General features: G+C 69.9%; 16 protein-coding genes. 11 read left to right on the forward strand and 5 right to left on the reverse strand.

What is annotated here, in order from left to right; translation table 11 throughout:
* The first annotated feature begins 598 nt into the window (after positions 1–598).
* A complete protein-coding gene (locus ASG87_RS00865) occupies positions 599–3,682 on the forward strand; it encodes a TonB-dependent receptor (RefSeq protein ID WP_055999397.1) in 3,084 nt (1,027 codons plus the stop codon).
* A gap of 172 nt (positions 3,683–3,854) precedes the next feature.
* On the opposite strand, the gene ASG87_RS00870 is transcribed toward ASG87_RS00865, so the two are convergent.
* Positions 3,855–4,646 (reverse strand): AMP nucleosidase, encoded by a 792-nt coding sequence (locus ASG87_RS00870; protein ID WP_055999399.1) that lies wholly within the window; start codon positions 4,644–4,646, stop codon positions 3,855–3,857.
* A gap of 186 nt (positions 4,647–4,832) precedes the next feature.
* On the opposite strand from ASG87_RS00870, the gene ASG87_RS00875 reads away from it, so the two are divergent.
* The 3 genes from ASG87_RS00875 (at position 4,833) to ASG87_RS00885 (ending at position 8,946) form a co-directional block, all read left to right on the forward strand.
* On the forward strand, positions 4,833–7,250 hold the full coding sequence (locus ASG87_RS00875) for an acyl-CoA dehydrogenase (protein WP_082582668.1): 2,418 nt from the start codon (positions 4,833–4,835) through the stop codon (positions 7,248–7,250).
* A 69-nt stretch (positions 7,251–7,319) separates the two neighbouring features.
* Entirely contained in the window at positions 7,320–8,261 is a 942-nt protein-coding gene (locus ASG87_RS00880; RefSeq protein ID WP_235499532.1) for a DegV family protein, read from the forward strand.
* A 43-nt stretch (positions 8,262–8,304) separates the two neighbouring features.
* The gene (locus ASG87_RS00885) at positions 8,305–8,946 is read left to right on the forward strand and encodes a DUF4124 domain-containing protein (protein WP_055999402.1); all 642 of its coding nucleotides are present in this window, start codon (positions 8,305–8,307) and stop codon (positions 8,944–8,946) included.
* A gap of 333 nt (positions 8,947–9,279) precedes the next feature.
* Here the strand turns inward: ASG87_RS00885 and ASG87_RS00890 are convergent, their stop codons facing one another.
* Positions 9,280–10,062, reverse strand: a complete 783-nt coding sequence (locus ASG87_RS00890) for an SDR family oxidoreductase (RefSeq protein ID WP_055999405.1) — start codon at positions 10,060–10,062, stop codon at positions 9,280–9,282.
* A gap of 105 nt (positions 10,063–10,167) precedes the next feature.
* Between ASG87_RS00890 and ASG87_RS00895 the strand changes: the two genes are divergently transcribed.
* The 3 genes from ASG87_RS00895 (at position 10,168) to ASG87_RS00905 (ending at position 12,320) form a co-directional block, all read left to right on the forward strand.
* Positions 10,168–10,386, forward strand: a complete 219-nt coding sequence (locus ASG87_RS00895) for a hypothetical protein (protein WP_055999408.1) — start codon at positions 10,168–10,170, stop codon at positions 10,384–10,386.
* 69 nt (positions 10,387–10,455) lie between these two features.
* Entirely contained in the window at positions 10,456–11,490 is a 1,035-nt protein-coding gene (locus ASG87_RS00900) for an oxidoreductase (RefSeq protein ID WP_055999411.1), read from the forward strand.
* Entirely contained in the window at positions 11,487–12,320 is an 834-nt protein-coding gene (locus tag ASG87_RS00905) for an ATP-binding cassette domain-containing protein (RefSeq protein ID WP_055999414.1), read from the forward strand. The genes ASG87_RS00900 and ASG87_RS00905 overlap by 4 nt, the downstream gene beginning before the upstream one ends.
* Positions 12,321–12,375: 55 nt before the next feature.
* Here ASG87_RS00905 and sppA read toward each other — a convergent pair whose 3' ends face one another.
* Positions 12,376–14,271 (reverse strand): signal peptide peptidase SppA, encoded by a 1,896-nt coding sequence (gene sppA / locus ASG87_RS00910; RefSeq protein ID WP_055999417.1) that lies wholly within the window; start codon positions 14,269–14,271, stop codon positions 12,376–12,378.
* Entirely contained in the window at positions 14,268–15,698 is a 1,431-nt protein-coding gene (locus ASG87_RS00915; RefSeq protein WP_056000204.1) for an MATE family efflux transporter, read from the reverse strand. The genes sppA and ASG87_RS00915 overlap by 4 nt, the downstream gene beginning before the upstream one ends.
* A gap of 125 nt (positions 15,699–15,823) precedes the next feature.
* Between ASG87_RS00915 and ASG87_RS00920 the strand changes: the two genes are divergently transcribed.
* The 3 genes from ASG87_RS00920 to tal all read left to right on the forward strand — a co-directional run bounded on the left by ASG87_RS00920 (position 15,824) and on the right by tal (position 20,651).
* Complete coding sequence (locus ASG87_RS00920) at positions 15,824–17,038, forward strand: DUF3667 domain-containing protein (RefSeq protein ID WP_082582669.1); 1,215 nt, start codon at positions 15,824–15,826, stop codon at positions 17,036–17,038.
* A gap of 442 nt (positions 17,039–17,480) precedes the next feature.
* The gene (locus ASG87_RS00925; RefSeq protein WP_055999420.1) at positions 17,481–19,649 is read left to right on the forward strand and encodes a primosomal protein N'; all 2,169 of its coding nucleotides are present in this window, start codon (positions 17,481–17,483) and stop codon (positions 19,647–19,649) included.
* A 48-nt stretch (positions 19,650–19,697) separates the two neighbouring features.
* Entirely contained in the window at positions 19,698–20,651 is a 954-nt protein-coding gene (gene tal, locus ASG87_RS00930; protein ID WP_055999423.1) for a transaldolase, read from the forward strand.
* Positions 20,652–21,095: 444 nt separating this feature from the next.
* On the opposite strand, the gene rpoH is transcribed toward tal, so the two are convergent.
* A complete protein-coding gene (gene rpoH / locus ASG87_RS00935) occupies positions 21,096–21,953 on the reverse strand; it encodes an RNA polymerase sigma factor RpoH (protein ID WP_055999426.1) in 858 nt (285 codons plus the stop codon).
* A gap of 542 nt (positions 21,954–22,495) precedes the next feature.
* On the opposite strand from rpoH, the gene ASG87_RS00940 reads away from it, so the two are divergent.
* Entirely contained in the window at positions 22,496–23,170 is a 675-nt protein-coding gene (locus ASG87_RS00940; protein WP_055999429.1) for a Fe2+-dependent dioxygenase, read from the forward strand.
* Positions 23,171–23,183: the final 13 nt, after the last annotated feature.

Genomic DNA, 23,183 nt, shown 5'->3' on the forward strand with positions numbered 1-23,183 from the left:
GCACACGCACGGAGAACGAACGAAAAGCGCCCTTCGGGGCGCTTTTCGTTTCCGCGCCATCGCGCCCGGCCGGCGGGGACACATTAGCTCTCCCGCTTTCCGATCGGCAGCCATTGCCGGCAAGCCTCCCGGCGCCTCCGGCGTTTATTGGAAGTTAATAAAAAGAGCGCAAAGAAAGACCGTTCTTCCGCATTGCGAAAAATCCCTTTTCGCAATTAATTTCGTCGCCGCCTCAATCACGACGGTTGATATGCAAATCGCGTCACGGATCATGGCGCATGGATCGAAAAATCTTTCTCCATCCGCATGAAAAAACAGCCTCGCCATCGCTTTTTCCTGCGCCACGGCGAACCCCACCGGGGCCTGCAGCTAACCGTTGTGTAACGTTTTTCCGCAGCGTAACGTCGCTGCTGCCCGCTGGCGGGATCCAAGCGGGCAATGCATGCCGGGGAGGCAAGCCGCTCGTCCGCGTTCGCGGCAATCGTGCAGGCCACGCATCGGGAATTCCGGAATAAAAGCAAGCAGCTTGCAATCGCAATGCTGCGTTTCGGCGGGTGCGCCGCTCGGTCGCGCCCGTCGCTCAATGGAGGGTGGGGTAATGCGAGTTCGTCGCCAGGGTTCCGTATCCGATTTACGCAAGATCACTTTCGCCGTCGCGCTGGCGCTCGGCCTGGGCAGCGGCAACGCCCTGGCGCAGAGCAACGCCACCGGCGTCATTTTCGGCCAGGCCGCGCCCGGCGCCACGGTGCACATAGAAAACACCGGCACCGGCCTCAAGCGCGACCTCACCGTCGACGCCTCCGGCCGCTACCGCGCCGCGGCCCTGCCGATCGGCGTCTACAAGGTGACCCTGCTGCAGAACGGCTCGACGGTGGGCGAGCGCGACAACGTGCAGACCCAGATCAGCCAGGGCACCGAGGTGAGCTTCGCCGCGCCGAACGCGGCCAATGCGCAGAACCTGGGCGCGGTGGAAGTGGTCGGCAACGCACTGCCCGCCATCGACGTCTCCTCGGTCGACTCGCGCACCGTGGTCAGCGCCGACCAGCTCGCCAAGCTGCCGATCGCGCGCACCTCGATCAGCTCGATCGCCCTGCTCGCCCCGGGCACCACGCCGGCGGCCCGCGGCTACGGCAACGCGCTGTCGTTCGGCGGCTCGTCCGCGGCGGAGAACGCCTACTACGTCAACGGCTTCTCGGTCACCAACCCGCTGACCGGCGTCAGCTCGCGCCAGTTGCCGTACGACGCGATCGACCAGGAGCAGGTGCTGATCGGCGGCTACGGCGCCGAATACGGTCGCTCCACCGGCGGCGTCATCAACGTGGTGACCAAGCGCGGCTCCAACCAGTGGAAGGGCGACATCCAGGCGTTCTGGTCGCCCAGCAAGCTCGCCCAGGAACCGCGCAGCATCTACCGCGTCAGCGACACGTCGCAGAAGGGCACGCTGTACCAGAAGGGCAACACCTGGGCGCCGCGCGACAACGGCGGCATGCAGTACTCCGGCTCGATCGGCGGCCCGCTGGTGAAGGACAAGCTGTACTTCTTCGCCGCCGCCGACTGGATCCACTCGTCCGGCCAGATCACCGGCCCCAGCGACAGCGTCATCCGCAACCTGCCGGTGCTGTCGGGCAACCAGGACAACATCACCAACAAGACCACCCGCTGGCTGACCAAGCTCGACTGGAACATCAACGACTCCAACATCCTGGAGTTCACCGGCATCGGCGACACCGAGTCCACCGACTCGCAGATCTACCAGTACGACTACGCCACCGGCCAGGGCCCCTACCTCGGCCACCAGTACACCAAGAACTACAACGGCACGCAGACCAACGGCACGCCGGGCGGCCACGTCTACATCGCCAACTACACCGGCTACATCACCGACAACCTGACCGTGACGGCGATGTACGGCAAGAGCAACTCCGACCACCAGCAGACCGTCACCGGCGGCAGCGGCGCGCCCTGCCCGAGCATTTCCGACTCGCGCGTGGGCTACTCGCAGCAGGGCTGCACCGTCGGCAGCGCCACCGTGCTGATGCCCGGCTCGAAGGACCGCACCAACGGCTGGAACTTCAACATCGAATACCGCCTGGGCGACCACGTGCTGAAGGCCGGCATGGACAACTACGTGCTGCGCGCCACCTGGGGCGCCTCGCCCGTCGGCGGCACCGGCTACATCTACAGCGACGTGGGCGACGGCTCGGTCATCCGGCAGCGCCTGATCAACCTCGGCCTCGATCCGGGCCTGTACAACCCGTCGCAGTTCCCCGGCGGCTGGTACGTGGAATCGACCGGCCTCACCACCGGCACCTCGGCGCGCACCAACCAGCGCTCGCAGTTCGTCGAGGACCACTGGCAGATCAACGACCGCTGGCTGGGCTACATCGGCCTGCGCAACGAGCAGTTCACCAACTACAACGGCGTGGGCGTGCCCTACGCCAGCTCGCGCCACCAGCTCGACCCGCGCCTGGGCCTGACCTGGGACGTGTACGGCGACAGCACGCTGAAGATCTACGCCAACGCCGCGCGCTACCACCTCGGCCTGCCGACCAGCGTGGCGATCCGCGGCGCCGGCCCCTCGCTGTTCCCGTCGCAGTACTTCGGCTTCACCGGCATCGACCCGACCACCGGCGTGCCGACCGGCCTGATCAACACCTCGGCGTCCGGCGTGTACTACGTCAACAACGAGAACGGCGTGCCGCCCGACGGCAAGACCGTGGCCGCGCAGAAGCTGCACTCCTACTACCAGGACGAATACATCCTGGGCTTCGACAAGCAGCTGGACGGCAACTGGACGGTGGGCGCCAAGGCGATGTACCGCCGGCTGCGCAGCCTGATCGACGACACCTGCGACGCCGCCCCGCTGCAGGCATGGGGCGACAGCCACGGCCTGGGCGCCCAGGTGGCCGCCGGCATCGCGCGCAGCACCGGCTGCTGGCTGTACAACCCCGGCCGCGCCAACACCTTCACCCTGTCGCCCGCGCCGGGCGAATACCTGAGCGTGCCGCTGAACGCCGCCGCCATCGGCGAGCCCAAGCCCAAGCGATCCTACTACATGCTCGACCTGTACGCGCTGCACCAGTTCAGCGACAACTGGTACGGCAAGGTGGAGTACACCTTCTCGCGCAGCTACGGCAACTCCGAGGGCCAGCTCGATTCGGACATCGTGCAGGCCGACGTGTCGACCACCGAGAGCTGGGACTTCCCGCAGATCATGGAGAACACCAACGGCCCGCTGGCCAGCGACCAGACGCACCAGTTGCGCATCACCGGCACCTGGACGCCGACCCCGGAATGGTCGCTGTCGACGGTGACGCGGATCGCCTCGGGCTACCCGATCAGTTGCCTGGGCGTGCGGCCGCTGTCGGCCGGCGGCGACCCGTACAACTACAACCCCAACTACTTCTGGTGCGACGGCAAGCCCTCGCCCCGCGGCTCGCTGGGCCGCACCCCGTGGACCTACACGATCGACCTGAGCGGCGCCTGGAAGCCCGCCTTCCTCGACCATCGCCTGACCCTCACCGCCGACGTGTTCAACCTGCTCGGCAAGCAGCGGGTGACCCAGGAATACGAAGGCGGCGAACTGTCCAACGGCAGCGTGCACCCGGACTTCCGCATCGCGCGCTCCTATCAGGATCCCCGCTACGTCCGCCTGGGCGCCCGCTACGACTTCTCGCTGTAGCGGACGACGCGACGAAAAGCGCCCGGCCATCCACGGCTGCGCCGGGCGCGCTCTCCCCCGAACTGGCCGCCGGACCTCCGGCGGCCTTTTTTTGCGCCAGCCCGCGTGCCGGGCCCGATACGACCCGGCACGCGGGCCGGCGCGATGCGCGGGAGCCGCGCCCCCGCCGGGCTCACTCGCCGTCGATCTCGTCCTCGAAGCGCAGGTGCTTCACGCTGCGCCCGTTGCGACGCACCAGCTTGAGCGCCTCGATGCCGATCCGGATGTGCGACTCGACGTACTGCGAGGTGACGCTGCGGTCGCTCGCCTCGGTCTTCACGCCCTCGGGGATCATCGGCTGGTCGGACACCAGCAGCAGCGCGCCGCAGGGGATCTTGTTGGCGAAGCCGGCGGCGAAGATCGTCGCGGTCTCCATGTCCACCGCCATGCAGCGGGTGCGCCGCAGGTAGTCCTTGAACCCCTCGTCGTGCTCCCACACGCGGCGGTTGGTGGTGTACACCGTGCCGGTCCAGTAGTCATGGCCGAGGTCGCGGATCATGGTCGAGACCGCGCGCTGCAACTGGAACGCCGGCAGCGCCGGCACCTCCGGCAGCAGATAGTCGCCCGAGGTGCCCTCGCCGCGGATCGCCGCGATCGGCAGCACCAGGTCGCCGAGCTGGTTCTTCTTCTTCAGCCCGCCGCACTTGCCGAGGAACAGCGCGGCCTTCGGCCGGATCGCGCTGAGCAGGTCCATCACGGTCGCCGCGTTGGGGCTGCCCATGCCGAAGTTGATGAGGGTGATGCCGTCGGCGGTGGCATTGGGCATCGGCCGGTCGCGGCCGTTCACTTCCACGCCGTGCCATTGCGCGAACAGTTCCACGTAATGGCCGAAATTGGTGAGCAGCACGTGCTCGCCGAACTGCTCCAGCGGCGTGCCGGTATAGCGCGGCAGCCAGTTGGAGACGATCTCCTGCTTGTCTTTCATGGGACCCCGTAAGGCCGAGGGCCGCGTTGTCGCGCGGCGCGTTACCGGCGACGCCACGCCGGCACGATGCCAAACATTTGCGCCATTCTAGAGGGCGGCCGATGAATCCCGCCACACGCACGTTCCGTTGAGGTGGCGTGCGGCACCATCGGCCGTCATGCTGGGAGCGATCGCAAGGAGAACGCCATGCTGCTGCTCGGTTTCGTCGTCGCCCTGATCGTCCTGCTCGGGTTCGCCTTCGCCGGCCGCGGCTGGCTCGCCTGGGTCGCCGCGCTGGGCGTGCTGTTCGCGGCCTGGGCCGCGCACGGCATCGGCTCGCCCGTCGCCTTCGCCGTCCTGCTGCTGGCCGCCGCCGCGCTGGCCGCGGTCACCGGCTTCGCGCCGCTGCGCCGCGCGCTGTTCGCCTCCGCCCTGCTGCCTCCGATGGCGAAGGTGATGCCGAAGCTGGGCGACACCGAGCGCATCGCGCTGGAGGCCGGCACGGTGTGGTGGGACGCGCAGATATTTTCCGGCATGCCTGACTGGAACTACCTGGCCAACTTCAAGTGCCGGCCCCTGAGCGCGAAGGAGCAGGCCTTCATCGACGGCCCGGTGACCCGCCTGTGCGCCATGCTGGACGACTGGCAGATCGAGCAGGACCGCGACCTGCCGCCGGACGTGTGGGATTTCCTCAGGCGCGAGCGCTTCTTCGGCATGGTGATCCCCGAACGGTACGGCGGCCTGGGCATGTCCGAGATCGGCCATTCGCGGGTGGTCACGCGCATCGCCAGCCGCTCGATCGCCGCGGCGGTGACGGTGATGGTGCCCAACTCGCTGGGCCCCGGCGAACTGCTGGTGCACTACGGCACCGACGCGCAGAAGGATGCGTACTTGCCGCGGCTCGCCGACGGCCGCGAGATCCCCTGCTTCGCGCTGACCGGCCCGGAGGCCGGCTCCGACGCGGCCGCCACGCAGTCCACCGGCATCGTCGAGCGCGGCATGTGGAACGGCGAGGAAGTGCTCGGCCTGCGGCTCAACTGGAACAAGCGCTACATCACCCTGGCGCCGGTGGCGACGCTGATCGGCCTGGCGTTCCAGCTCAAGGATCCGCACGGCCTGCTCGGCGGCGCACAGAACCGCGGCATCACCTGCGCGCTGATCCCGCGCGACCTGCCCGGCATCGAGATCGGCCGCCACCACGATCCGATGGGGGTGCCGTTCGCCAACGGCCCGATCGTCGGCACCGATGTGTTCGTGCCGCTGGACGCGATCATCGGCGGCCCCGAACAGATCGGCCACGGCTGGCGCATGCTGATGGAAAGCCTCGCCGCCGGCCGCTCGATCTCGCTGCCGGCGCTGGCGGTGGGCGCGGCGCAGATGTCGACGCGCATCTGCGGCGCCTATGCCACCGTGCGCGAGCAGTTCGACACGCCGATCGGCCGCTTCGAAGGCATCGAGGAACCGCTGGCGCGGATCGCCGGCCTCACCTACCTGATGACCGCCACCCGCACGCTCACCTGCGGCGCGCTCGATGCTGGCGAGAAGCCCGCCGTACTCGGCTCGGTCGCCAAGGCCTACCTCACCGACGCGATGCGCGAGGTGGTCAGCGACGCGATGGACATCCGCGCCGGCGCGGCGATCCAGCGCGGCCCGCGCAACGCGCTGTCGCGGATGTGGATGTCGGTGCCGATCGGCATCACGGTGGAAGGCGCCAACATCCTCACCCGCTCGATGATCGTCTACGGCCAAGGCGCGATCCGCTGCCACCCGTGGGTGCAGAAGCTGATCGACGCGATCGCCGCGAAGGACCTGGCCGCGTTCGACAGGGCCGTCTTCGGCTACGCCGGCTTCGTGTTCACCCGCGGCGTGCGCGCCCTGCTGCTGGGGCTGAGCGGCAGCCGGCTGGCGGCGGTGCCGTTCGACACCGAGCTGAAGCGCCAGTACCAGCAGCTCACCCGCTTCGCCTCGGCGTTCGCCTTCGTCTCCGACCTGTGCATGGCCACCCTGGGCGGCTCGCTGAAGCGGCGCGAGAAGATCTCCGGCCGGCTGGCCGACGCGCTGGCCTGGCAGTACCTCGCCGCCGCCACGCTCAAGCGCTACCACGACGAGCCCAAGCTGGCCTCCAACTACGACCTGGCCCGCTGGGGCGTGGCGCTGGCGCTGTACCGCACCCAGCAGGCGCTGCGCGGCGCGCTCGACAACCTGCCCTCGCCGCTGGCGGCCGGGCTCGCCCGGCTGCTGGTGTTCCCGCTCGGCGCGCGGCTGCGGCCGCCGTCGGACGCGCTCGGCCAGCGCGCCGCGCGGGCCATCCTGGAAGACCGCGAGGCACGCATCCACCTCACCGAAGACATCCACGTGCCCGGCCCGCACGAGCCCGGCCTGGGCGAGCTGGAGGCCGCGCTGGACAAGGCGGTGCGCGCCCTCCCCGTGGAAACCAAGCTGCGCGATGCGGTGCGCGCCGGGCGGCTGGACCGGGCGGCCAAGAGCGACCTGGACGAGCACGGCCTCGCCGCGGGCATCATCACGCCCGCCGAATACGCCGCGCTCAACGACGCCGAGGCGGCCCGCGACGCGGTCGTCCAGGTGGACGCCTACGATGCCCAGACCTACCGCCAACTGCGCTGAAGCGGCCCCGAACCATGGCGCCACGGCGCATGCTATGTTCGGCGCGCCATTCGGTGAGGGGATGACGTGATGCGCATGGGACTTGCGATCGATGCGTCCTGCGACCTGCCGCAGGCCTACCTGCAGGAACACCGGATCGCGGTGATGCCGGTCACCGTGAAGCTGGACGGCAAGCAGTTCAAGGACGACCGCGACCCGGCCGAGATCCGCCGCTTCCTCGACATGAAGCACGCCGAGACCCACGCGGCGGAAACCGAGCCGTGCTCGGTCGAGGACGTGCAGAAGCTGTTCCTCGAGAAGCTGGTGCTGGAATACGACTGCGTGTTCTGCCTCACCATCACCGCCACCCGCAGCCCGATCAACGAACACGTGGTCAAGGCCAGCTTCGCCGTGCTGCGGCAGTACCGCGAGGTGCGCGAACCGGCCGGCATCAACGGCCCCTTCCTGATGCGGGTGATCGACACGCGCAACGTGTTCGCCGGCGAGGCGCCGGCGGTGACCGAGGCGGTGCGGCTGATCCAGGCGGGCGAAACGCCGTCGGCGATCCGCGAACGGCTCGCCATGATCGCCAACAACACCTACGCCTACATGCTGCCGCGCGACCTCTACCACCTGCGCAACCGCACCAAGAAGAGGGGCGACCGCAGCGTCAGCCTGTTCAGCGCGCTGGTGGGCACGGCGCTGGACATCAAGCCGCTGCTGCGCTGCTACCGCGGCGACACCGGCCCGGTCGGCAAGGTGCGCGGCTTCGAGCACGGCGCCGAGACGCTGTTCGGCTACGCCGCCAGGCGCGTGCGCGCCGGCCTGCTGGCGCCGGTGGTGTGCGTCAGCTACGGCGGCGACCTGGCCGAACTGGACGCGCTGCCCGGCTACCCCGAACTGCGCGGTGCCTGCGCGGAATGCGGGGTGACGCTGCTGGAGGCGCCCATGAGCATCACCGGCATGGTCAACGTCGGCGCCGGCGCGGTGACCCTGGGCTTCGCCGCCGAGGAGCACGTCGCCGAGTTCTGAGCCCGCGCGGCCGGCCCATGCGATCGCCACTGGAATCCGCACCATGTACCGCTCCGCCTTCCTGCTGCTGTTGTCGTGCTGCGGCCTGCCGGCCGCGGCGACCACGGTGTTCAAGTGCCAGGGCGCCGACCGCCGGGTGATCTACCAGGACCACCCGTGCGCCCGCGACCAGCGGCAGCAAGCGCTGCAGCTTCCCGAAGCGCCCTTGCCCGCACCGCCGCCGACCGCGCCCGCGGCGGCGCCCGCCTCGCCGCCGCCGGTCGCCCAGGCAGCGCCGCCACCGGCCGCGCCCGGCGCACCGCTGCCGCTGATGTACCGCTGCATCCGCGCCACCGACGGCAAGACCTACCTGAGCCGCCAGGGCGACCCGGCTCCCTACCTCGCGCCGCTCGGCATGCTCGGGGTGATCCAGCGCCCGCTGTCGCAGGTATACGGCCCCACCCACGGCAGGGCCGGCATCTCCGCGCCCGAGGCCAACCATGGCCGGGTCACCTCCGACCTGGTCGCCAACAACTATGTGTGGGTGCAGGACGCCTGCGACAAACTGGGCCCGGAAGAAACCTGCCGCGCGCTGCGCGACGCCTACGAGGAAAACGCGCGCAAGCTGCAGCGCGCCTTCAAGAGCGACCGCCCGCCGCTGCAGCGGCGCGACGACGAACTGCGCGCGCAGCTCCAGCAGTGCTGATCAGAAGCTAAGCAGTGCGTGGCAAGCCCTTGCCGGCCAAGGCTTGCTCGAACTTTTCCACAGGCTTGCCACCAGGCTTTCCCCAGCCGCTGTGGACAACTGCTCGGAGCCTGCTCACGATCTCCAGGCATCCCCCAGAAATGTCGTCCCAGCGGACGCTGGGATCCAGCGCCTGCAGGCCATTGAACGCAAAGGCACCGGATGACCAGCCATCGGCTGTTGAAAAGCGCCTCCTGCTTGATCGGCCCTGCGGCCGTTGAAAAGCGCCTCGCAGGAATGACGAGCGGGGAGCATGAGGGATTCCAGTCCGGCAGGGAGACTTTGAACAGGCTCTCAGAACCCGTAGTTGAGGAAGCCGCCGTCCACCGCCAGCACCTGGCCGGTGATGTAGCTCGCCGCGGGCAGGCACAGGAAGGCGATCGCCGCGGCCACTTCCTCCGGCTCGCCGATGCGCCTGAGCGGCGTGTGGTCGAGCACTTCGTCGAGATAGTCCGTGTCGGCCAGCGCCGGTTCCGAACGCTGCGTGCGGATGTACCACGGCGCCACCGCGTTGACGCGGATGCCGTCCACCGCCCACTCCGCCGCGAGGTTGCGGGTGAGCTGGTGCAGGGCGGCCTTGGTCATGCCGTAGGGCGAGCCGGTGCGCACGTGGGTGGCGCCCGACACCGAGCCGACGTTGACGATCGCCGCGTTTCCATGCTGCGCGAGCTGCGGATGCGCCAGCCGGCACATCTCGTAGGCGGAGAACAGGTTCTGCTCGAAGATCGCGCGGTACTCCGCCTCGCGGTAATCCAGCGTCGGCTTCGGCTGGTTGCCGCCGGCGTTGTTGACCAGCAGCGACAGCGGCGCGCCGAGGTCGGCGATCCAGTCGAACACCGCCAGCCGCTCCTCCGCCTCGGCCAGGTCGGCGCCGAACGCCAGCACCTCCACGCCGGGGTAGTCGTCGACCAGTTCCACACGGACCTGTTCGAGGTAATCCTCGTCGCGCGCCACCAGCAGCAGGTTCGCCCCCAGCCCGGCCAGCTCGCGTGCGGCGGCGTAGCCGATGCCCTTGCTGGCGCCGGTGATCAATGCGGTATGGCCCTGCAACTGCCAGGCGTCGATGCGGCTGTTCATGCCGCCGAGCTTAGCCGATCCGGTCACGCCAGCGAGACGCACCGCTTGCCCGCTCCGCCGCATGGCGGGACACTTCCCGCCCTGATCCGCCGGGGGAGCGCCGCCATGAAGATCCTGCCGCCGCTGCTGTGCGCGCTTGCGCTCGGCGCGTGTTCGCACAAGGTGCCCGAGCCGCAGGCGGCCGCCGCCAAGGCCGACGCCGCCCGCGTCGCCACGCCGTGGGACGACCTGAAGAAGCAGGAGCAGCGCGCGAAGGACGTGCAGAAGGTGGTCGACCAGCAGGCCGAACAGCAGCGCAAGCAGATCGAAGCCGCCGAGCAATAGGCATCGCCGCGCTTGCCATCGCTAGCGCAAGCCGTAGTCTGGGCGTCCCCTTCGCCATCGCGGATGCCCATGTCGCCCATCCAGACGGGACTGATCGGCTACGGCCTGGCCGGCTCGGTCTTCCACGCGCCGCTGCTGCTGGCCGAACCGTGCCTGCGGCTGGCCGCCATCGCCACGAGCCGCGCCGGGCAGGTGCGCAGCGACGTCCCGTCGGCCCGCGCCTGCGAGGTGGATGCGCTGCTGGACGACCCCGCCATCGAGCTGGTGGTGGTCGCCACCCCGAACGACAGCCACGTGCCGCTCGCCGCGCGCGCCCTGCGCGCCGGCAAGCATGTCGTGGTGGACAAGCCGCTGGCCGTCCGCAGCGCCGAGGCGCAGCAGTTGATCGACCTGGCTTCCCGCCACGGCCGCCTGCTCAGCGTGTTCCAGAACCGGCGCTGGGATGCCGGCTTTCTCGCCCTGCGGCGCGCCATCGAAGAAGACAGGCTGGGCGACATCGCCAGCTACGAGGCGCGCTTCGACCGCTTCCGGCCGCAGCCGAAGACCGGCTGGCGCGAACGCGACGAGCCCGGCGCGGGCGTGCTGTACGACCTCGGCGCGCACCTGATCGACCAGGCGCTGGCCCTGTTCGGCCTGCCCGAGTTGGTCGATGCCGACGTCGCCGTGCAGCGTGCGCAGGCGCGCGTGCCCGACTGGTTCCAGCTGCGCCTGCACTACGGCCGCCGGCGCGTGCTGCTGGGCGCGTCCACGCTGATGGCGCGGCCCGGGCCGCAGCTTGCCGTGCACGGCGAGCGCGGCAGCTTCCTTCAATTCGGCCTGGACGGCCAGGAAGCCGCGCTGAAGTCCGGCCTGCGGCCGGGCCAGCCGGGCTGGGGCGCGCTCGCCGCGGGCGGCACGCTGCGCCTGTACGACGCCGACGGTGCCGAGCACGTGCTGGACGACGCGCGCGGCGCCTACGAGCAGTACTACCGCGGCATCGCCGCCAGCCTCCGCGACGGCGCGCCGCCGCCGGTGCGCGCGGAAGACGCCCGCGACACGCTGCGCGTGATCGAGGCGGCCATGCGCAGCTCGGCGGAGCGCCGCAGCGTGGCGGTGCTGCCATGAACCGGCCGCACGAGAACCTGCTGCCGATGCCGGGCACCGAGCCGCTGCTGGAACTGGACGAGGCCAGCGTGATGCTGGGCGCGCGGCACGTGCTCGACCGGCTCAGCCTGCGCATCCGGCTGGGCGAGCACACCGCCCTGCTCGGCGCCAACGGCAGCGGCAAGTCGACCCTGGTGAAGCTGATCGACCGCCAGCTCTATCCGCTCGCACGCGACGACGGCCGCCCTTCCGTGCGCATCTTCGGGCGCGACCGCTGGTCGGTGGCCGAGCTGCGCGGCCTGCTCGGCATCGTCTCGCCGGCACAGCAGGCGGACTATGCCGGCGAGCACGGGCTGACCGCGTACGACGCCGTGGTCTCGGCCTTCTTCGCCGCCCGCGTCCCGGGACTGGACCAGCGCATCGACGCGGCCATGGCCGCGCGTGCCGGCGAGGCGCTGGCGCGGATGCACGTCGCGCATCTGGCCGAACGCCCGCTGGCCAGCCTGTCCACCGGCGAGGCGAGGCGCGTGCTGATCGCGCGGGCGCTGGTGCACCGGCCGCGGGCGCTGCTGCTGGACGAGCCCTGCTCGGGCCTGGACCTGGTCAGCCGCCGCCACTTCCTCGACGCGCTGCGCGAGCTGGCGCAGGCCGGCACCACCCTGCTGCTAGTGACCCACCACATCGAGGAGATCGTTCCCGAGATCGGCCACGTGGCGATGCTGCGCCACGGCCGCCTGCTGCACCACGGCGCCAAGCACGCCCTGCTCGACGAGGCGCGGCTGGGCGAGACCTTCGGCCAGCCGGTCCAGGTCGAGCGGCGCGGCGAGTGGTACTGGGCGACGCTGCGCTAGGCGCCGGGCCGCGGCCCTTCCCCGCGCGGCGGGGCGAGGGCCGCCTTGCCCCGCGTCAGAGCGGGCTGCAGAAGCAGTAGGCGTAGACGTTCGGCTGGCCGGCGCGCGCACGGCGCAGCAGTCCCAGCTCCGGCGCCAGGTTCGGCAACTGCCCGAGCCACGACGGCAGGTGCAGGCCGTAGGCCTGCGCCGCCTGCACCATCGCGGTCTGGTTCATGTTGACCAGGAACTGCTCGAAGCCGCCCAGCGGCGCCTCGACGTAGCGCACCGGGTAGTCCGCGCCCAGCTTGGCGCGATCCGCCGCGTCGGCGATCGCCGCGTCGAGGCCGCCGAGCTGGTCGACCAGGCCGCGCTCCAGCGCCTGCTGCCCGGTCCACACGCGGCCCTGCGCGATCGCGTCGATCGCCTCGAAGCTCTTGCCGCGCGCCTTGGCGACGTTGCCGACGAAGTCGCGGTAGCCCTTGTCGATGATCGCCTGGATCACCTGGCCGGTCTTCGGGTCGAGCGGGCGTGTGATGTCGAAGGCGCCGGCCATCGGGCCGGTGCCCACGCCGTCGCTCTGCACGCCGAGCTTGGCCAGCGTGTTGGGCACCGTGTAGAACATGCCGAAGATGCCGATCGAGCCGGTGATGGTGTTCGGCTCGGCGTAGATGCGGTCGGCGTTCATCGAGATCCAGTAGCCGCCGCTGGCCGCCACGTTGCCCATCGACACCACCACCGGGATGCCGGCCGCGCGGGTCAGAGCGACCTCGCGGCGCACCTGCTCGGCGGCGTACACCTCGCCGCCCGGCGAGTTGACGCGCAGCACCAGCGCCTTGGTCTTGCGGTCCTCGCGCGCGGTGCGGATCAGCGCCGCGGTGGATTCGCCGCCTACCGTGCCCTGCGGCTGCTTGCCGCCGGTGATCTCGCCCTCGGCCACCACCACCGCCACGCCCGGCGCGAACAGGTCGCCGCGCGCGGGCAGGTTCGCCGCGTAGCGCGCCAGCGACACCTGGCGGAAGCCCTCGCCCGGCTTGCTGCCGGCCGGCACGCCTTCCTTGCGCAGCATCGCGTCGAGCTCGGCGCGGGTGGCGGTGCCGTCGATCAGGTGCTGGTCGAGCGCGAGCCGGGCCAGGTCGCCCTGGGTCTCGGCGATGTGCTCCGGCAGGCCGTCGATGTCGGCGCGCAGCGCATCGGGCGCCAGCTTGCGCAGCTTCGCCACCTCGTCGATGTAGCCGTTCCACAGGCCGCCCATCCAGTAGCCGTCGGCCTCCTTCGAGGCCTGCGAGGCATGGTCCAGGATGTACGGCTCGGCGGCGCTCTTGAACTGGCCGACGCGGAACAGGTGCACGTCCACGCCGAGCTTGTCGAGCAGGTTCTTGTAGAACAGCCGGTAGTTCGCCAGGCCGGTGATCATCACCCCGCCCTCGGGATCGAGCAGCACGCGGTCGGCATGCGCGGCCAGGTAGTACTGGCCCTGGTCCAGTTGCACGCCCCACACGATCACCGGCTTGCCGCTGGCGCGGAAGCGGTCCAGCGCGGCGCCGACCTCGCGCAGCGCGGCGAAGCCGCCGCCCTGCAACTGGTCCGGCAGCAGCAGGATGCGCGTGATGCGCGCGTCCTTCGCGGCGGCGTCGATCGCGCCGACCAGGTCGCGCAGTTGCACCTGCTTGGGCGGGTTGCCGGACAGCGTCGCCAGCGCGCGCTGCATCGGCTCGATGCTGTACTGCTCGACCAGCTGCCCTTCGGGCTTGAGCACCAGCACGCTGTCGCTCCTCACGACGTTGGCCGCGCGGTTGCCGGCGATGCCGCCGAACACCAGCAGCAGCACGACGGCCAGGACGGCGAAGAACACCAGGTTGACGATCAGCAGCCGCACCACGTTGATGCCGCGGCCGACCACCCGCAGGAAGGCCCAGAAGCCGTTGGGACGGCGGCGCAGCGGCGGCGGGTTCATCGGGGGCGGCGTCATGCGCGATAGTCCTCAAGGTGGTCCGGCTGCACGTCCGGCAATGGCGCGATCATGTCAGCGGCGGGCGGGCTCCGCCAGCGCTCCTTCCAGGCGCTGCGCCAGAAGCGCACGAACAGCAGCACCGCCGCCACCGACAGCCCGGCGATCAGCCCCATCCACATGCCGCGCGCGCCGTGCCCGTGCCGGAACGCCAGCCACCAGCCCACCGGCATGCCCACGCCCCAGTAGGCGAACAGGGTGATCGCCATCGGCACGCGGGTGTCCTTCAGACCGCGCAGCGCGCCGTTGGAGGCGACCTGGATGCCGTCGGAGAACTGGAACAGGCCGGCCAGCACCAGCAGTTGCGAGGCCAGCGCGATCACCGTGTCGTTGCGCGTGTACAGCCCGGCGATCAGGTGCGGCAGGCCGAGCATCACGCCGGCCGACAGCAACTGGGTGGCCAGGGTCAGGCCGATGCCGCAGAAGCCGGCATAGCGCACGCCGCGCGCGTCGCCGCGGCCGACCGCGTTGCCCACGCGCACGGTGATCGCCATCGCCAGCCCCAGCGGGATCATGAAGAACAGCGAGGCGACGTTGATCGCCACCTGGTGGCTGGCCACGATGTCCTCGCCCATGCTGCCGATCAGCAGCGCGGTGGCCACGAACAGCCCGGCCTCGGCCAGCAGGGTCACCGCCATCGGCAGGCCGATGTGCAGCAGGCCGCCGATGCGGCGAAGGTGCGGCCACTCGAAGCGGTCGAGCAGGCCCAGCCCGCGGTAGTTGCGGTGGCACAGCACGTACGTGGCGAAGCCGAGCATCTCCAGCCACAGCACGATCGCGGTGGCGATACCGCAGCCGCGCGCGCCCTGCGGCGGCAGGCCGAGCTTGCCGAACATGAAGACGTAGCCCAGCGGCGCCAGCACCGCCAATCCGCCGAGGCTGAAGAACATCGACGGCCGGGTCATCGACAGCCCTTCGGACAGGCCGCGCAGGGCGAAATAGCAGGTCAGCGCCGGCGCGCCCCAACTGATCGCCAGCAGGAACTGGTCGACGTCGTGGCGCAGGGTCGGCGTGACGCCGATCAGGTCGACCAGCGGTGCCGCGTGGCGCACGCCGAACCACAGCAGCAGGCCCAGCCCCAGCGCCAGCCACAGCGCCTGGCGGAACACCGCGCCCACCTCGTGTCGGCGGCCGGCGCCGTCGAGCTGCGCCACCGACGGCGGCACCGACATCATCGTGCCGATGCCGCTGACGATCGCCAGCGACCATACGCTGGTGCCCACCGCCACCGCACCGAGTACGTGCGCGCTGAAATGGCCCGACAGCACCGCGTCGACCACGTTGGTGCCCACCGCCGCCAGTTGCGCCAGCACCAGCGGCAGGGCCAGGCGCACGGTGGCGCCGACCTCGTGCGCCACCCGGGCGCGATCAGGGCGGAATGAATGCATGGGGGCCATCGCGGACTCGGGGCGGACCATTCTACCCGAGCCGATGGCCGGGGCTGCCCGGGACCACGCCTTGTGCCAAGATCGGCGGCTTCCAGCCAGGGGCCGCCGATCATGAAGGCATGGGGATGAACGATACGGGCGATACGGGGATCAAGGGCACGGGCACGAACGAACTGGCCGAGGCCGGCACGCTGCATTGCGCCAACTGCGGCGAAACGATGCACGGCGAGTTCTGCCACCACTGCGGCCAGTCCATCCACAGCGTGCTCAAGCCCATGCACCACATGGTGGAAGACACCCTGGACATGGTGCTGCACGTCGACGGCCGCATCGTGCACACGCTGCCGCCGCTGCTGCTCAAGCCCGGCTTCCTCACCCTGGAATACTTCAGCGGCCGCCGGCAGCGCTACGTCGCGCCGTTCCGCCTGATGTTCGTGCTGTGCCTGCTGTCGTTCTTCCTGCTGCACCTGGCGGTGGACTGGGCGGCGGCCAAGGCCGACGCGAACACCGCCGCAGCCGTGGCGCGGGCGACGAACGACTTCGCCCATGCCGACGATGCCGGCGAAGTGCGCGACGTGCTGCGCGAAAAGACGGACGAACTGGAGAAGCAGCGCGCCACCGCGAGGGCGCGCACGGCGGAACTGGACGCCACCGAAATGCAACTGCGCACCCAGGCGAACCAGCGGCTGCACGACCTCGGCGCGGCGCCGCTGCCGCTGCCCACCGGCCTCGCCCCGGCCGCCGCGGCCAGCACGGCCTCGCCCCCGGCCGCGAAGGCCGAGAACAAGCACCAGCCGGTCAACATCAACGTCGCCTGGCTGCCCGACATCGCCAACGCGCGCCTCAGCCTCATGATGACGCACGTCGTGGACAACATGCGCGCGGCCCGGCGCGGCGACACGGAAGCCAGGCGGCAGGCCAGGGAACGGATGATCGGCGGCATCTTCGCCGTGCTGCCGCAGACCATGTTCGTGCTGATCCCGGTGTTCGCCCTGCTGCTCAAGCTGTTCTACGTGTTCCGCCGGCGGCTCTACATGGAACACCTGATCGTGGCGCTGCACAGCCACGCCTTCCTGTTCCTGAACCTCTTGCTGATCGCCCTGGTCGGCATGCTGTCGACCTGGCTGAAGCCGCATGCCGCGTGGACCGGCTACCTGTTCGGATGGATCCAGGCCGCGCTGCTCCTGTGGCAGCCGGTCTACCTGCTGCTGATGCAGAAGCGCATCTACCGGCAGGGCTGGCTCCTGACCCTGGTGAAGTACTGGTTCATTGGCTGGTTCTACCTGTGGCTGCTGGGCTTCACCCTCACCGTCGCCTTCGTGCTGGGCCTGGCGCACTGATCGCCGGAAAATGTGACGGCCTTGTCATTCGCCTGGCCGTCCCAGGCCCCCGCAAACGGGGTTTTGCACAGCGTCACGAGCCTGTCAAGGCGCCCCGGCCGGCGATGGCGGTTTGGTGAAATCCTGCTCGCATGAAATTTCAACCACTTGATTTCGTTTTGTATTTTTACGTGGCTAAAACTTGAGCATGGCGTCATGAAGGGCGTCCCGATGGGCCTGAAGGGCCGCCCTACCCAGCGCATCCACAGACTTATCCACAGGCTTTGTGGATAAGCGAAAATTCCGCCCGGGGAGAGCGACTTACCCGCCTTTCCTAGATGACAGGGCAGCAGGCGTCCCCCAGCCCGCGCCGGTGGGGCGGACGCCATCGGCAAGCCTTGTGCGGCCGGCCTTCCACAGCCGGACAAGCGGGGTTGCTACACTGGCCCGCCACGAGGTCGCCATGCCTGCCGTCCTGCGCGTAGCCCTTCCGGTTCCCCTGCCGTCCCTGTTCGACTACCTGCCGCCCGCCACGGGCTCGGCGGTGGCCGGCAGCCGCGTGCTGGTACCGTTCGGCCGCGGCCGGCTGGTCGGGGTGGTGGTACAGGCCGGCGTGGAGAGCGCCGTCGCCGGCAACCGGCTGAAAGCGGCGCTGCGCGTCCTCGACGACGCCCCATTGCTGGACGCCGAGCTGCTGCACAGCGTCGCCCGCGCCGCCGACTACTGGCTGGGCGCGCCGGGCGAAGCCTTCGCCAACGCGTTGCCGCTGGCCCTGCGCGAGCCGCGACCCTTGCCCGACATCCACGACGAGGCCTGGGCGCTGACTCCGGCCGGCCGCAGCGCGCTCGACGCCGGCAGCCGCCGCGGCGGCAGCCGCGCGCTGCTCCAGGCGCTGGCCGCGGCGCCACTGACGGCTACCGAACTGGGCGAACGGCTGCCCGACTGGCGCGCGGCGGCGCGGCGGCTGGCCGCCGCCGGCCTGATCGAACGCGCCGCCGCGCCCGCGCCGGTCCGGCCGGGTCCGCTTCCGCTCGCGCTGAGCGAGGAGCAGCAGGCCGCCGTCGCCGGCATCGCCGCCAGTGCCGGCCGCTTCCAGCCCTTCCTGCTCGACGGCGTCACCGGCAGCGGCAAGACCGAGGTGTACCTGGCGCTGATCGAACAGATGCTGGCACAGGGCCGCCAGTCGCTGCTGCTGGTGCCGGAGATCGGCCTGGCGCCGCAGACCGTGCGCCGGCTGCGCGAGCGCCTGGGCGTGGCGGTGGAAGTGCTGCACTCCAACCTCGCCGAGGGCGAACGCGCGCGCGCCTGGCTGCGCGCCCGCTCGGGCGAGGCCAAGGTGATCCTGGGCACCCGCTCGGCGGTGTTCACGCCGCTGCCGCAGGCCGGGTTGATCGTGGTGGACGAGGAGCACGACGGCGCCTACAAGCAGCAGGAAGGCTTCCGCTACCACGCGCGCGACCTGGCCCTGCTGCGCGGCCACGCGCTCGGCGTGCCGGTGGTACTCGGCTCGGCCACGCCGTCGCTGGAAACGCTCGCCAACGTCGCCGCCGGGCGCTACCGCGCCGTGCACCTGCGCGCGCGGCCGGGCGCGAGCCAGCCGACCCGGGTGCAGATCGTCGACATGCGCGCGCAGCGGCTCGACCACGGCCTGTCGCCGACCCTGCTGGCGGCGCTCGCCGAGACGGTCGGCCGCGGCGAACAGGCGCTGGTGTTCCGCAACCGCCGCGGCTACGCGCCGGTGCTGCTGTGCCACCAGTGCGGCTGGCACGCCGAATGTCCGCGCTGCGAGCATCCGCTGACCCTGCACGCCGCGCGCCACCGGTTGATCTGCCACCACTGCGACCACCAGCAGGCTCAGCCCGCCGCCTGCCCCGCCTGCGGCGCGCCCGAGCTGAAGGCGCAGGGCCAGGGCACCGAGCGGCTGGAAGAAGCGCTCTCGGCGCAGTTCCCGGACGTGCCGGTGCTGCGCATCGACCGCGAGACGACGCGCCGGCGCGATGCCTTCGAGCACCTGCTCGACGGCCTACGCGAGGATGCGCCGGCGATCCTGGTCGGCACCCAGATGCTGGCCAAGGGACACGACCTGCCCAACCTCACCCTGGTCGCCATCGTCGGCGTGGACGAAGGGCTGCACAGCGTGGATTTCCGCGCCGGCGAACGGCTGGCGCAACTGGTGGTCCAGGTCGCCGGGCGCGCCGGGCGCGCGCGCAAGCCCGGGCGCGTGCTGCTGCAGACCCACCATCCCGACCACCCGCTGCTGCGCACCCTGCTCGCCCGCGGCTACGCCGCCGCGGCGCAGGAACTGCTGGCCGAACGGCAACAGGCCGGCCTGCCGCCGTTCGGCTACCAGGCGCTGCTGCGCGCCGACGCGCACCAGCGCGCGGCGGTCGATGCCTTCCTCGCCGAAGCCTGCGCCGCGCTCCCCGCCGGCCATGCCCTGCAGATCGCCGGACCGATGCCCGCGCCGATGCCGCTGCGCGCCGGCCGCCAGCGCGGCCAGTTGCTGCTCGAGGCGGCCACCCGCGGCCAGTTGCACGCGGTGCTGCGGCCGTGGGCGGCCGGCCTTTCCTCGCTCGCCGGCGCGCGCAAGGTACGATGGTCGCTTGATGTCGACCCGGTCGACCTGTACTGAACTCCCCCCGGACGCCAAGACGCCCGGACCGTCCCCTCCGGAGAACCCATGGCCTCGCAACTCGAGCAACTGCGCCAGATCACCACCGTCGTCGCCGACACCGGCGACATCGAGGCGATCGCCCGCTACCGTCCGGTCGATGCGACCACCAACCCCTCGCTGCTGCTGAAAGTCGCCGGCCAGCCGTCCTACGCCCCCCTGCTCGACGAGTCGGTGGCGTGGGCCAGGTCGCAGGGCAACGCACGCGAGCGGCAGCTCGCCGACGCCTGCGACCACCTCGCCGTCGCGGTGGGCCGCAGGATCCTCGAGCTGGTGCCCGGGCGCATCTCCACCGAGGTCGATGCGCGATTGTCGTTCGACACCGCCGCCAGCATCGCCAAGGCCGAGCGGCTGGTAGAGCTGTACCAGGACGCCGGCATCGCGCGCGACCGCGTGCTGATCAAGCTCGCCTCCACCTGGGAAGGCATCCGCGCCGCCGAGGAGCTGGAACGCCGCGGCATCCAGTGCAACCTCACCCTGCTGTTCTCGTTCGAGCAGGCGGTGGCCTGCGCCGAGGCCGGCGTGTTCCTGATCTCGCCGTTCGTCGGGCGCATCATGGACTGGTACGTCGCCAACACCGATACCAAGCAGTACGCGCCCGACGACGATCCGGGCGTGCGCTCGGTGCGGCGCATCTACGACTACTACAAGCGCCACGGCTACGACACCGTGGTGATGGGCGCCAGCTTCCGCAACATCGGCCAGATCCAGGCGCTGGCCGGCTGCGACCGGCTCACCATCAGCCCGGACCTGCTCGAACAGCTCGACGCCACGCACGAACCGCTGCCGCGCGCGCTGGCCGACACGGGCGCGCGGCAGGGCAGGCCGATGCCGCTCGACGAACCGACCTTCCGCTGGGGCCTCAACGAGGACGCCATGGCCACCGACAAGCTGGCCGATGGCATCCGCAAGTTCGCCGTCGACCAGCGCAAGCTGGAAAAGCTGCTCGATAGCCGGCTGTAAAAAACTGCTCAAAGTCTCCCTGGCATCCCCTACGAAGCGTCATCCCAGCGGATGCTGGGATCCAGTGCATCTAGGTTTTGGGGAAGGGAAGTCGCCTGGATTCCTGCTTTCGCAGGAATGACGAGCGGAGCGTGAGGGGATTCCAGTCCGGCAGCGAGACTTTGAACAGGCGGTAAGAGCCTCTTTGGGCATTCCCCATGAAACGTCATCCCAGCGGCTTCAACAGCCGCAGGGGTTGGTCAAGCTGCGATCCAGCGTCGTTGAGCTTCGAAGCATCAAGTCACTCCCTGGGCTGTTGAAAAGCGCCTCGCAGGAATGACGAGGCGGCGGCTAGACCGACGGTTGGATCGTGAACGGGCTCTATGGCCGCCAGAGTCTTCGCACCGCAACGAAAAACGGCCCCGAAGGGCCGTTTTGCCGTCATGCCGCAATGGAGCCAAACGCTCAGGCGGCGAACAGGCCGCGCATCTTCTTCATCGCGTTCGCCTCGACCTGGCGGATGCGCTCGGCCGACACGCCGTACTCGTCGGCCAGGTCCTGCAGGGTGGCCTTCTCGTCGTTCAGCCAGCGACGCTGGATGATGTCGCGCGAACGCTCGTCCAGCTTCTGCAGCGCGGCCGACAGCGTTTCCATCTGGTTGTCGGCCTGGTCGGCGTCGGCAACGTTCTCGTAGGGATCGGCGCCCTCGTCGATCAGGAACGCCGCCGGCGCCGGCTTGGCGTCGTCATCGGCGTCCACCGGGGCCTCGAAACCGATGTCGCGGCCGGACAGGCGCGACTCCATCTCGCGCACGGTCGCTTCAGGCACGCCCAGGTCCTTCGCCACCACGCGCACTTCCTCGGCGTTCATCCAGCCCAGGCGCTTCTTGCTCTTGCGCAGGTTGAAGAACAGCTTGCGCTGCGCCTTGGTGGTGGCGACCTTGACGATGCGCCAGTTGCGCAGGATGAACTCGTGCATCTCGGCACGGATCCAGTGCACCGCGAAGCTGACCAGGCGCACGCCCTGGTCCGGGTCGAAGCGCTTCACCGCCTTCATCAGGCCGATGTTGCCTTCCTGGATCAGGTCGGCCAGCTGCAGGCCGTAGCCCGAGTAGCCGCGCGCCACGTGGACCACGAAGCGCAGGTGCGACATCACCAGCTTCTTCGCCGAAGCCAGGTCCTCGTTCTCGTTGTAGCGACGCGACAGCGCCTGCTCCTCGTCCTGGCTGAGGACGGGAATCCGGTGCACGGCGGAGATGTAGGCATCCAGGCTGCCGACAACGCTGGGGACGGGCAGACTGGCTGTCACCAAAGCTTGAGACATGGATGGAACCTCCTGAAGTTGGGTCAGCTTAGCACTCTCGTACTATGAGTGCTAAAGCCTGCAGAAGTTCGGCAGGAATTTAATGTACCGGATCGTACATTATTGAAGAGGGATTGTCCACTCCCCCCCCGGGAAGCTGCCGGAGGCGTCGTGTCCCCAGTCGCTCTCGACCCCTCTCGCCGACGGGCGCGCCTGCCACAGGACGTCCCACGCCACCTTGCGCGGCATCGGGAGCCAGGAATCAAGGGTGGCGACCCGGCGGCCTGACCCGCTGGCGGGAGCGACCCTGCCTATCCCGACCCCATGGTTTCCGCGCATGCATGTTTCCGCGCATGGCGGACGGCCACCCTTTAGCCGCCGACGTTTCCCCTTGCAAAGACGCCTTGCCAACCGGCACTGGAATCCATCGCGCCGGCCCGGCCGGTGTGGCCGCCCGCGTCCGTTTCCGGCAAGCTTGGGGCCTAACTACAATCGACGGAACGGCCATCAGTCCCATGCGGCCGCTTCATGTCGCTGGATCGATTTCCCAGGGGGAGCCCGTCTTGATCATCTGTGCACCGAACGTGTTGACCGGCGAAGAGCTCGGTGCGATACGCCGCGAACTCCAGAATGCGCCGTTCATCGATGGCGCCAAGACGGCCGGCTGGTCGGCGCGCGAGGTCAAGCGGAACCAGCAGGTCGACACCAGCACCGAAAGCCAGGCCAGGATGATCCAGATCGTGCGCGCCGCCTTCCTGCGCAACGCGCTGCTGCAACGGGCGCTGCTGCCGGCGGCGATGACGCAGGTGATGTTCAACCGCTACGCCCCGGGCATGGAGTACGGGCTGCACGTCGACTCGCCGCTGATGGGAAGCATGGACAGCGCGGTGCGCAGCGACGTGGCGATCACGGTCTTCCTGTCCGACCCGAATACCTATGCCGGCGGCGAGCTTGAAGTGAACACCAGCGGCCTGGGCTACGAGTTCAAGCTGGAGGCGGGGGCCGCCATCGCCTACCCGGCCAATTCGCTGCACCGGGTCACCCCGGTCACCCAGGGCACGCGCCATGCGGCGATCATCTGGGTGCAGAGCCACGTGCGCGACCCGGCCAGGCGCGAACTGCTGTGGGACCTGGACAACGCGCAGCGGCAGGTCTTCGGCCGCGAGGGCAAGAGCGAGACCTTCGACGCCATCAGCAGATCGCATGCGAACCTGCTGCGGATGTGGGCGGAAGTGTAGGAGGCCGCCTGCG

This window comes from Frateuria sp. Soil773, assembly GCF_001428405.1.
Lineage (GTDB): Bacteria > Pseudomonadota > Gammaproteobacteria > Xanthomonadales > Rhodanobacteraceae > LMSL01.

Excerpts from the sequence above, each read along its gene's own strand:
- ASG87_RS00865 (WP_055999397.1), top strand. The coding sequence starts at position 599 with ATGCGAGTTCGTCGCCAGGGTTCCGTATCCGATTTACGCAAGATCACT.
- ASG87_RS00870 (WP_055999399.1), bottom strand. The coding sequence starts at position 4,646 with ATGAAAGACAAGCAGGAGATCGTCTCCAACTGGCTGCCGCGCTATACC.
- ASG87_RS00875 (WP_082582668.1), top strand. The coding sequence starts at position 4,833 with ATGCTGCTGCTCGGTTTCGTCGTCGCCCTGATCGTCCTGCTCGGGTTC.
- ASG87_RS00880 (WP_235499532.1), top strand. The coding sequence starts at position 7,320 with ATGCGCATGGGACTTGCGATCGATGCGTCCTGCGACCTGCCGCAGGCC.
- ASG87_RS00885 (WP_055999402.1), top strand. The coding sequence starts at position 8,305 with ATGTACCGCTCCGCCTTCCTGCTGCTGTTGTCGTGCTGCGGCCTGCCG.
- ASG87_RS00890 (WP_055999405.1), bottom strand. The coding sequence starts at position 10,062 with ATGAACAGCCGCATCGACGCCTGGCAGTTGCAGGGCCATACCGCATTG.
- ASG87_RS00895 (WP_055999408.1), top strand. The coding sequence starts at position 10,168 with ATGAAGATCCTGCCGCCGCTGCTGTGCGCGCTTGCGCTCGGCGCGTGT.
- ASG87_RS00900 (WP_055999411.1), top strand. The coding sequence starts at position 10,456 with ATGTCGCCCATCCAGACGGGACTGATCGGCTACGGCCTGGCCGGCTCG.
- ASG87_RS00905 (WP_055999414.1), top strand. The coding sequence starts at position 11,487 with ATGAACCGGCCGCACGAGAACCTGCTGCCGATGCCGGGCACCGAGCCG.
- sppA (WP_055999417.1), bottom strand. The coding sequence starts at position 14,271 with ATGACGCCGCCCCCGATGAACCCGCCGCCGCTGCGCCGCCGTCCCAAC.
- ASG87_RS00915 (WP_056000204.1), bottom strand. The coding sequence starts at position 15,698 with ATGCATTCATTCCGCCCTGATCGCGCCCGGGTGGCGCACGAGGTCGGC.
- ASG87_RS00920 (WP_082582669.1), top strand. The coding sequence starts at position 15,824 with ATGAACGATACGGGCGATACGGGGATCAAGGGCACGGGCACGAACGAA.
- ASG87_RS00925 (WP_055999420.1), top strand. The coding sequence starts at position 17,481 with ATGCCTGCCGTCCTGCGCGTAGCCCTTCCGGTTCCCCTGCCGTCCCTG.
- tal (WP_055999423.1), top strand. The coding sequence starts at position 19,698 with ATGGCCTCGCAACTCGAGCAACTGCGCCAGATCACCACCGTCGTCGCC.
- rpoH (WP_055999426.1), bottom strand. The coding sequence starts at position 21,953 with ATGTCTCAAGCTTTGGTGACAGCCAGTCTGCCCGTCCCCAGCGTTGTC.